General features: G+C 55.3%; 4 protein-coding genes. 3 read left to right on the top strand and 1 reads right to left on the bottom strand.

The window, feature by feature from the left end; translation table 11 throughout:
* Window positions 1–121: 121 nt before the first annotated feature.
* On the bottom strand, window positions 122–1,957 hold the full coding sequence (locus tag VGK48_08155) for a phosphoenolpyruvate carboxykinase (GTP) (GenBank protein HEY2381142.1): 1,836 nt from the start codon (window positions 1,955–1,957) through the stop codon (window positions 122–124).
* Between the two features lie 99 nt (window positions 1,958–2,056).
* Here VGK48_08155 and pyrE point away from each other — a divergent pair, with 99 nt between their 5' ends.
* The 3 genes from pyrE to VGK48_08140 all read left to right on the top strand — a co-directional run bounded on the left by pyrE (window position 2,057) and on the right by VGK48_08140 (window position 7,291).
* A complete protein-coding gene (pyrE, locus tag VGK48_08150) occupies window positions 2,057–2,611 on the top strand; it encodes an orotate phosphoribosyltransferase (GenBank protein HEY2381141.1) in 555 nt (184 codons plus the stop codon).
* On the top strand, window positions 2,604–3,221 hold the full coding sequence (locus tag VGK48_08145; GenBank protein HEY2381140.1) for a matrixin family metalloprotease: 618 nt from the start codon (window positions 2,604–2,606) through the stop codon (window positions 3,219–3,221). Before pyrE ends, VGK48_08145 begins: the two co-directional genes overlap by 8 nt.
* 140 nt (window positions 3,222–3,361) lie before the next feature.
* Window positions 3,362–7,291: a carboxypeptidase-like regulatory domain-containing protein gene (locus VGK48_08140; protein ID HEY2381139.1), complete on the top strand. Its 3,930-nt coding sequence runs from the start codon at window positions 3,362–3,364 to the stop codon at window positions 7,289–7,291.
* Window positions 7,292–7,732 lie beyond the last annotated feature (441 nt).

The raw sequence follows: 7,732 nt of genomic DNA, 5'->3' as shown, positions 1-7,732 counted from the left end.
AAATCGGCGAAACCGACCGATTCGTTTTAGAAATTATTGGAGGTTGTATCATCTGACGTTTCTGCATTTCAAATTTAAAATGCAGAAACTTCGAATGATGCAACCTCCAATTAGTCTTCGTCTATTTTCTTAGTCTTTGCTCAAGACGGGCAACTTCCTCACGCAATTCCGCCGGAAGATGTTCACCCATTTCATCGAAGAAGTTGTTGATCATGGGGATTTCCGACTGCCATCCGGCTACGTCGACGTTCAACAGCTTCGTCAGGGCTCCGGGCGGTAGATCCAATCCTTTTATATCGAGATCCTCGGCCCGCGGCAGTCTTCCGATCGGAGTGTCGACAGCCTGTGCTGTTCCGTTGCATCGCTCGAAGATCCATTTCAGTACGCGGCTGTTCTCACCATAGCCGGGCCACAGGAATTTGCCTTTTTCATCCTTGCGGAACCAATTGACGAAAAAGATTTTCGGCATCCGGGCTCCAGGCTTTTTGCCCATGCTGAGCCAGTGCCCGAAGTAATCGCCCATGTTGTATCCGCAGAAGGGCAGCATGGCCATGGGATCCCGCCGCAGTTGTCCCACTTTGCCGGCGGCCGCAGCGGTCGTTTCGCTGCTCGTGGTCGCTCCGAGAAAGGTTCCGTGCTGCCAATCGAACGATTCCGTGACGAGCGGGACGATACCGGCGCGGCGTCCCCCGAACAGGATTGCGTCGATCGGCACCCCTTTGGGGTCTTCCCATTCTTTTGCGATTACCGGACATTGCTTTGCGGGAGTGGTGAAGCGGGCGTTGGGGTGGGATGCGGGACGGCCGGACTGAGAATTCCAATGCCGCCGCAGCCAGTCGGTCAGTTCGGCCGGCTTCTCGTCCGTCATTCCTTCCCACCAGACATCGCCGTCCGATGTGATGGCGCAGTTGGTGAAGATCGAGTTCTTGGTGACGGTGAGCATGGCGTTCGGATTCGACTGCATGCTGGTGCCCGGCGCGACGCCGAAGAATCCGGCTTCAGGATTGATCGCATAGAGCCGGCCGTCGGGCCCGAATTTCATCCAGGCGATGTCATCGCCGATGGTTTCGACCTTCCAGCCCGGCACTGTCGAAATCAGCATGGCCAGGTTGGTCTTTCCGCAGGCGGATGGAAACGCGCCTGTGATGTATTTCACTTCGCCTTGCGGACTCGTCAGCTTGAGGATCAGCATGTGCTCCGCGAGCCAGCCTTCGTCGCGCGCCTGCACGGACGCGATGCGCAGCGCGTGACACTTCTTTCCGAGCAGGGCGTTGCCGCCATATCCGGAGCCGAAAGACCAGATCTCGCGTGTTTCCGGGAAGTGGCAGATGTATTTGTGTTCGGAATTGCACGGCCAGGCCGAGTCTTGTTCATTCGGTCCGAGAGGCGCTCCGACGGAGTGGAGACCTTTCACGAAATCGCCATCGGGACCGAGCATTTCGAGAACCCGGCTTCCGACCCGCGCCATGATGTGCATGTTGACGACGACGTAGGGAGAGTCGCTGATTTCAACCCCGATCTTGGAGATCGGCGAGCCCAGCGGCCCCATGCAATAAGGAATGACATACATCGTGCGGCCGCGCATCGACCCTGTAAAAAGGTCGGTGAGATCGCGCTTCATTCTGGCCGGATCTTCCCAGTTATTAGTGGGTCCGGCTTCATCTTCGGTTGCGGAACAAATAAAGGTCTGGTCTTCGACTCGCGCCACATCGACTGTCGTCGAGCGGACATAAATGCTATTAGGGCGTTTCTGGGGATTCAGCGCCACGGCCGTGCCGCTTTGAAGCATGAGGCGCGTCAGTAACTGGTATTCCTGTTCAGAACCATCGCATACACGAACACGATCCGGCTTGCAGGTGACGGCAATCTCCTCCACCCACTGCAAAAGCTTCTTATTTATGATTTTGCCGGCTGCCGCTTCCGAGACAGCCGACTCGTAGATCTGCGGGTTTGGCATCAACGTCTCCAAGAGTATAAGAACAATATGAAAAGCGAACTTTTATCACACCCGCCCGAATTATTTCACAATTTTGAGTTTGATTTACAATTACACACTATGGATGAACAACTTCAGGAACTTCGGGGGATTATCCGGGAGAGGTCTCTGCGAATCGGGGATTTTACCCTCTCATCCGGCAAAAAGAGCTCCTATTACCTCGATTGCCGCATGACGACGCTCAATCCGCGCGGCGCGCTGCTGATCGGCCGCCTGATTCTGGGGCTGATGCGGGAGCACAAGATTTCAGCGGATGCGATCGGGGGGCTGACGATGGGAGCGGACCCGATTGTTTCCGCCGTCGCCGTCGTCAGCAGTCTGGAAGGCGCGCCGCTGCCGGCCTTCATCGTTCGCAAGGAGGCGAAAGGGCACGGAACGAAACGATCCATCGAAGGCTACGACGGCAAGCCGGGTGCGCGCGTTGTGATCGTCGACGACGTCTGCACGACGGCAGGGTCGCTTCTGACCGCGGCCGGGAAGGCGGAGGAAGCCGGATACAACGTCGTGGCCACGTTCTGCGTCGTCGACCGCGAAGAAGGCGGCACCGGGATCATTTCACAAAAATATCCTTTCTATGCCCTGCTCACGGCCAGGGATCTCTTGAACAATGCTTAAAATCGCTACAACGGCCGCCGCCTTTCTCTTTCTGCTCCAGCTTCCGCTGCAGCCGTCCCGGCTCGACACGAGCGGGACGATTACCTATTTCATAGAAGACGGCAGGGGCGTTCCGGGATATCGCGATTCCGACCGGGAACTTGCCGTTTTTGCGCTGAACGCCTGGTCGCACGAAAGCGGCAACCAGCTCAAGTTCGCGGAATCGAAGTCACGCGATGCCGCCATCATTCGATTCCACTGGATTTCTCCAGCCGAAGGCCTGTTCGGAGAAATGCAACGGGTTTCGGTGAACGGCAAACTTGGAGCGATCGTCAATGTTATGCCCCAGGTTTCCGCTCAAGGCGAGCCTCTGGCGAGCCGTGCGGCTCAGGATCCGCTTCTACGCGACACGATTGTGTACCTGACGTGTGTTCACGAGCTGGGACATGCCGTCGGCCTGTCCCACACCACCCGGTTCCAGGACATCATGTATTACTTCGGATACGGCGGCGACATTGTCGATTACTTCATGCGATACCGGAGCAAGCTTCATGTCCGGGCCGATATTCCGAAATACTCCGGTTTGTCTGCATCGGATGTTCAGGTCCTCAGGGCACTGTACAAAAACTGAACTCTTCATCGAATCGCTTATCCCAACCTGGAAGTCCAGCCGGTTCCCCTGAAACTCACATCGCTATGTAATAAATCGTTTCCTGTCAAATACAGTGCTAATATCCCGCCAACGATCGTCATAGAAATCTGGGGGGAGTTGTGAAGAGAATTTGTCTCATCGCGTCGCTGTCTCTGTTTTTATTTGCTGGCACTGCATTCAGCCAGTCCAACTCGACAATCGGAGGAACCGTTCAGGATGCCACGGGAGCTTTGATCCCTGGTGTGACTGTCACTGCAACCAATACTGGGACGGGAATCGTCAACACGACCATAACCAATGAGACGGGTTCATATCAGTTTCCGATTCTCCAGCCGGGGGCCTACAAGCTCCAGGCAGAACTCAGCGGTTTTGAGACAGCTGTAGTGAAGGATTACGCGCTTGGCGGATCGGCGCAGACGACAGTGAACTTTACCTTGCGCCTCGGTTCCACCACTAGCGTCGTGGACGTAACCACGACGGCCGATGCGGCTCTCACCACGGCCTCGAATTCCATCGGTACAGTGCTCCCCGAATACAAAGTCCGTGATTTGCCCTTGCCGGTTCGCGACGTGTTCGGATTGGTTGCCGACACGGCGGGCGTACAGTCCACCGGCGGACTTGTCGGCAATTTTGCCGGCGGCCGGCTGAGCGCCGTAAATACATCGCGAGACGGCATCAGCACGACCGAGGGGCGTTTTGAAAACGGAGCGTTTTCAGGCACCTATACCAGTCCTGATCTTGTTGAAGAGGTCAAGGTAGTGGTGGCTCCAGTGGATGCCCAGACCTCCCGGGGTTCCGGACAGGTGAGTATGGTGACGCGGTCTGGTACAAACCGGTACTCCGGCAGCTTGTTTTGGGTGAACCATAATTCTTCCCTCGACGCCAGTAGCTGGTTCAACAATTTTGCCGGAGCTTCCAAGGACTACGACAACCGCAATCAGTTTGGCGGCCGCGTTGGCGGCCCGATCAAGAAGAACAAAGCGTTTTTCTTCTTCTTATACGAAGGACAGCGCGATCTGAAAAGGCAGCAAGCGGCGGGCAATACGCTGACGGATATGGCAAAAACAGGCATCTTCCGGTACTGGCCGAACGTGGATGCCGCCAATGTTGCAAGCGCGAATCCTTCGGTCGATCGCAGCGGCAACCCCGTGCAACCGGCCGGAGCAACCGGTCCGTTGTCCGCTATCGACTTGTTCGGCAACTGCACTTTCAAGGGAGCAGCCGTAAACAATTGCCGCTCCGTTCACGATCCGCTCCGCCCTGCGATCGACACAAGCGCGTATATGCAGGAAACCTTGCGGCGTATGCCCTCGCCGAATGATTTTGTGACAGGCGGCGACGGTCTGAATACGGCAACGATCCGCTTCGCGCGGCGCGTTGATGGCCTCGACCTTGCAAACGGGAACGGAACCGACGTGAATCGGGATCAATTCAACACACGTCTCGACTTTAATTTTAATGCGAAGAACAAACTCAGCATCATCGCAACAAAAGAACGTACATGGGGCGGGGCGGCCCAAGCCGGTCAACGGCAATGGCCTAACGCATTCGACGGAAATGCGCTGAAGCATCCGTCCCTGTATTCGGCTAACTTTGTATCGACATTGTCGAGTAATTTGCTCAATGAATTTCGATTGGGGCGTAAGCAAACCATCAACGTGCAGAATGCGCCCGGGAACAGAAGCGATTCCGTTGGTCAGGAGGCGCTTAAATACGAGCCGGTGGCCAACGGACTCATCTTTCAAGCTCAGCCGACGGAATGGACTTCATTCGACCGGTACGGCGGCGTTGGCGTGTGGCGCGCGCAAGCCAGTCCAACTTACACCATCGGCGATGATCTGAGCTGGACTCATGGGAAACATGCTTTCAAAGGTGGCTTTGAATATCGCGCCGCCAGCTCGACGGGCCACGGAGACGCGAACAATACGCCGCTTGCGTCGTTTGGCGCCGGTAATTTTACGGTCTCCGTGATCGATGGAACCAATGGGCTGACTGCGAACAACCAGACATCTGCGCGGAACATGTTGACGGATCTTAGCGCTTCAATCGGAAACATCAACGAAGCATTCGGAATCGTGAGCACGAGCAATACATTGTTGCAAGGGCCTCCCGCCGTACCCTTTAAATACTTCAGCCAGCACCAGAATGAAATGAGCGTTTATTTCAAGGACGACTGGAAGTTCCGTCCCAATCTGACGTTGAATCTCGGAGTTCACTGGGAATATTTCGGCCAGCCCTACGAATCCACCGGCTTGGACGGCCGAGTCATCGGCGGCCAGAGCTCCTTTCAAAACGTGAGTTGTACGTCGGATCCGGGCAATCCAAATTTTGTGAGTACCTGCAGCAACCTGGCGCAAGTGGAGTTTGTCGGCAAGAATTCGATCAATCCTGGCGTTTCGGCCAATCTCAAGGGCGACGACTACCACAGCTTCGGGCCCGCTGTCGGCTATAGCTGGAATCTTCCATGGTTCGGCAAAGGTAAGACCGTTGTCCGGTCCGGTTATGGCATCAGCTATGAAGGATCCTTACGCAATTTCATCACGGTCGATGAGACGCTCGGGACAATGCCCGGCATGGGTCTCTATTCGTCGAGTCAGACGGGAGTGAACTATGTTCCAGCGGCTTTTACGACCATGTCTACTGTGACTTTGCCCATTCCATTCCCCCCTGGAACGGCGACTCATGCCCCCTTCACCGTCCAGACCACCGACCGGACATTGACAATCAACACGTATAACCACGTTAATCCTTATACGCAGAATTGGAATCTCGAAATTCAGCGCGAGGTGGCGAGAAATACGACCGTCGAAGTCCGTTACATTGGAACCAAAGGCTCGAGGCTTTGGGGCATCATCAATCTCAATCAGATCGATGCCGTCCATCACAATCCGGATCTGTTCAATGCGTTCAATACAGTTCGTGCAGGCGGGGATTCTCCCCTCCTCACTTCGATTCTGATGGGATTGAACCTGGGCGGAACCGGATCCTGCACGGTTAATGGCACGACCTGCACAGGCGCAATGGCCGTGCGGACCAACACGACCACGCGGACACAGATCGCCAATGGAAGCGTTGGCGCTTTCCTCAGTACGATCAATACTATATCAACGGGCTCAGGCGGCTCTGTGACGGGCGCGGATCTTCGCAAGAACGGTTATCCGGAAAACTACATCGTACCGGACCCGCAATATGCGAACGTCGATCTATTGGACAATACAGGGAGCTCCACGTATCACGCTCTGCAGGCGCAGATAACGCGCCGGCTCGCCCGCGGATTCACAAATACGACGACGTGGACCTGGAGCAAGGCGCGGGGAGAGTCGGAATCGGACAGTGGAACAACGTACCGCGATCCATCCAATCGAGCCATCGAGCACCGGCTGCTCACCTACGATCACACGCACCAGATCACCAGCAGCGGTACCTATGAGTTACCGTTCGGCGCCGATCACTACCTGCTCGCCGGGGCGCCGGGTTGGGTGCAGGAAATCGTTTCGAAATGGCAATGGGGAGGGATACTGAACTACAACACCGGCGGTCCATTAAGCATCACATCGAGTACTCAGGCCATCAGTAACGTCGCCGTCCTGCCGAATATTGTCGGCTCTTTTCCAAAGAGTACCGGTTCGGTCACCAAAGTTTCCAATGGCGTCGTGTATTTCAACAATTACACTCAGGTTGCCGATCCTTATGTGAACAATCTCACGACCGCGCAAGCCTTGAATACGGCGTTCAGCAACAAGGCTGTCGCCGACTCAAATGGCAATACTGTCCTCGTCAACGCTCAGCCTGGACAAGTCGGAAGCCTGGGTTTAACCACAATCAAAGGCCCGGGAATCTTCAATCTGGATATGAACATGATCAAGAGGTTTCCGATCCACGAAAATGTGAACTTCGAATTCCGGCTCGATCTGATCAATGTTCTGAACCACCCGAATTTCGCCAGTCCGGTTACGAATATCGATTCGACCGGCGCCGCCGGTTTCGGACGGATTACGAGCGCATCGGGCGTCCGTCAGTTCATCCTGAACACGCGGGTTAATTTCTAGTGTAGTGTCCTCGAAATGGCTATACATACGGAACCCGCTGTTTTCGGGCATTTCGCGCGGAAATCGCACTCAGATATGTCCAGTTATTTCGGGGACACTACACTAGTTCTGGTGTCTGAATTGTAAAGAGAGGCCGACGCCTTCATGTCATTTTGCTTCACGGGCTGTTAACACCAATCGCAAGTTCGCTCTATGTCGGCCAGGCCACTTTGTCTCACGGGGCGGTTTCCACCGCTTTTCAAATCGGCCATCGTCTCTTCGTAACAGCGATTTTCAAAAAGCAATCCGGTGGCAGTCAAGCGTAACTCTTTCATCCCCGCGGGTGGCCCGATAGGGCCATGAGACTTTCTTACATTCGGCATTGGCGAGGGACTGGTGCATCTTGCAGTATTAACAGCGCCACTCTGCGCGTGCGGGAACCTGGGTCGCAAATTCTCTCCG

The sequence above is a fragment of the Terriglobia bacterium genome (genome assembly GCA_036496425.1).
In the GTDB taxonomy this organism is placed as follows: domain Bacteria; phylum Acidobacteriota; class Terriglobia; order 20CM-2-55-15; family 20CM-2-55-15; genus 20CM-2-55-15.
This window is presented reverse-complemented; position numbering and strand designations above follow the sequence as displayed.

What these genes read in the sequence shown, in the direction of transcription:
- VGK48_08145 (HEY2381140.1), top strand. Translation starts at nt 2,604, where the DNA reads ATGCTTAAAATCGCTACAACGGCCGCCGCCTTTCTCTTTCTGCTCCAG.
- VGK48_08155 (HEY2381142.1), bottom strand. Translation starts at nt 1,957, where the DNA reads ATGCCAAACCCGCAGATCTACGAGTCGGCTGTCTCGGAAGCGGCAGCC.
- pyrE (HEY2381141.1), top strand. Translation starts at nt 2,057, where the DNA reads ATGGATGAACAACTTCAGGAACTTCGGGGGATTATCCGGGAGAGGTCT.